Origin of the sequence: Kaistella haifensis DSM 19056, assembly GCF_000735695.2 — a bacterium.
GTDB lineage: Bacteria > Bacteroidota > Bacteroidia > Flavobacteriales > Weeksellaceae > Kaistella > Kaistella haifensis.
Window position 1 is genome coordinate 1 of sequence record NZ_JASZ02000070.1, and the last position, 2,193, is coordinate 2,193.

Here is a 2,193-nt window from a genome sequence, read left to right on the forward strand (position 1 = left end):
GAACAGTTTCATAAAGAGTTCCTCCCCGAAAAGCGCCCGCGTCCTGGATATGGTGGAATGCCACGGAAGCTCCTCATCCAGGTCGTAGCCCAGGAAAAGGCGGATGGAGAGGCTGTCTGAACAGAACCGCAGCAAGGCGCGGTCGCTGTTTAAATTGTTCAGGTAGCCCACTAACAGTATCTTGAAAAAGACCACAGGATCGATGCTGTCCTGCCCGCAACGGCCGTAATAATGAGAGGTTGACTTGTAGAGGAAGCTAAAGGGTACTTCCTGACTGATTTTACGGTAGAAATCATCCTGGGGAACGAGCCCCTCCAGGCTGAGTTCGTAGAAGATTTTCGGTTCAAATGTTTTTCTGCCTTGCATACGCTAATTTACGGAGAATAAACGATATATACAATTGATTTTCAATATTTTAAACCCGTTTATAACCACATTTTCTATTTCTGAAATCTTTTTACCGTATCTTTGAAAAGAGGTTGTGCAACAGGCACAAGGGTTTGGCAATAGCGGGCGGAACGTCAAAAGTTCACGTTTTGTGCTTCGATTAAAATTTGTATTTTAGTTGAAAGTTTCCGCTTCGATTTGCCCGCCATCGCCAAGCCCCGAAACGTTATATGCAACCATTAAAAAAAACCGTTTAAAATCAAAAAATTATGAAGATAAAACTAACAATCTTTTCACTTTTAATTTCTCTTTTTTCATTTTCTCAAACATTTGAGTTTGGAGCAGGTTTAGGAACAGGTTCAACTTATATTGTTGAAAATTCTGATAAATCTGTAGAAATAAAATACAAAATTCCGACATCAATTTATACAGATTTGAAATATACTCCAAGTAATTCAAATTTTGGAATTTTATTAAGATATCAATATACTAATACCTCATTGAATGGACAAAAATGGTTTCAATTTAATCAAGTTTTTAATGCAAATGTTAATGACAATACTTTATTCTTGCTCTTGGAATATCTTAAAAAAAATGACAATAAATTAAACTTCGGTGGAAATATTGGAATTGGTTATACAAAGCAAATAATAGATTTTAACTCTGAAAATGAAATTGCTGAAAATTCTTTTCCTTCAATAAATCTCTCGGGAATTATTAACTACAATTTGAATAACAAACTATCTCTTAAACTTCAACCAAGTTTTCAGTTTTTTGACCCGATAAATGCTATAAAAATAGAGCAATACAAATTTGCAAAAGAAGATATACATTTTTTAGTGCTTTTTGGAATTTCATACAAATTGTAAAAAAATAATAAAAAATGGCTGCAGATAATAACTAAGCTTTCGTTTTGTCTGCAAGACAAGAAATGAATTACCAATCACCGATTCCATTAAAAAAAATAAAATAGGAGGTAAAGCCCGTTGAACTGAAGCTCCGGTAGCTTTTCAGCAGTATGATGGTCCTCTTATGGGGATGTCGTTTTTAGAATTTAGAGGTACCAAGCAGTTTTTTCGGAAGGACTGCTTTTTTTGTGGCGTTTGGTAGCCTTTGGAAGCGGGTTCTGCGGGGTTTTACTGGCTGTAGAGCACAACTTCCCTTACCCACAAAGGTTATTTCGCAGACAAAGGTTGGGTGACGAAAAGAAAGTCCTGCGGTGGACCGCGCTGCCCGAAAACAGCAATGGTAACCAGGTTTCCCTGCTTGCAGCATCGGCATTTATTGAGCAGCGTTTTGGGTTTTACCTCCGGGATCTTGATCTTTAAATCTGATTGCAGAGCCTGGAGTTTCCCGCGTTTCCAGCTGCTGCTCAGGATTCCATAATGCCTGATCCGCACAAACCTTCTGGGCAGAATATGAAGACTGAAGCGCCTGATAAACTCCACATGGGATAGGGTCATCTCCTTTTTTTCGCCACCTTTCCGGTAATCTTTGTAGCCAAAACGAACTTCTTTATCGGTAACTTCTTTGATGCGGTGATTGCTGATGGCGACTTTGTGGGTGTATCTGCCTAAATATTCAATCACCTGTTTCGGGCCGCCAAAAGGTCTTTTGGCATAGACGACCCAGTTCTTGGTAAAGAGTTTATCCATTAAATTGGAATCTTTTACTCCCGAAGTTCTCAATAAAGCCACAAACTTTGCCCGGAATACTTTGCTCATCGCTTTTACAGAGAAGAGATATTTATCGGTTCGTACTTTCTTTTTCCACTTTCCGTGATGATCAATTCCGCCGCCAGGAACA

The 2,193-nt window shown here is 38.7% G+C and carries 3 protein-coding genes; 1 reads left to right on the plus strand and 2 read right to left on the minus strand.

The annotated features are described in order from the left end of the window. The coding region (locus tag AP75_RS13775) for a transposase (protein ID WP_143755934.1) at positions 1-366 on the minus strand (366 nt) is incomplete at its 3' end. 290 nt (positions 367-656) lie between these two features. On the opposite strand from AP75_RS13775, the gene AP75_RS13780 reads away from it, so the two are divergent. Continuing rightward, entirely contained in the window at positions 657-1,256 is a 600-nt protein-coding gene (locus tag AP75_RS13780; RefSeq protein WP_088264992.1) for a hypothetical protein, read from the plus strand. A gap of 306 nt (positions 1,257-1,562) precedes the next feature. Here the strand turns inward: AP75_RS13780 and AP75_RS13785 are convergent. Continuing rightward, positions 1,563-2,193: IS91 family transposase (locus AP75_RS13785; RefSeq protein WP_185116489.1), on the minus strand; the 631-nt coding region annotated here is incomplete at its 5' end.

Bases quoted from the DNA above. Each gene is read 5' to 3' on its own strand.
- AP75_RS13780 (WP_088264992.1), top strand. From the start codon at position 657: ATGAAGATAAAACTAACAATCTTTTCACTTTTAATTTCTCTTTTTTCA.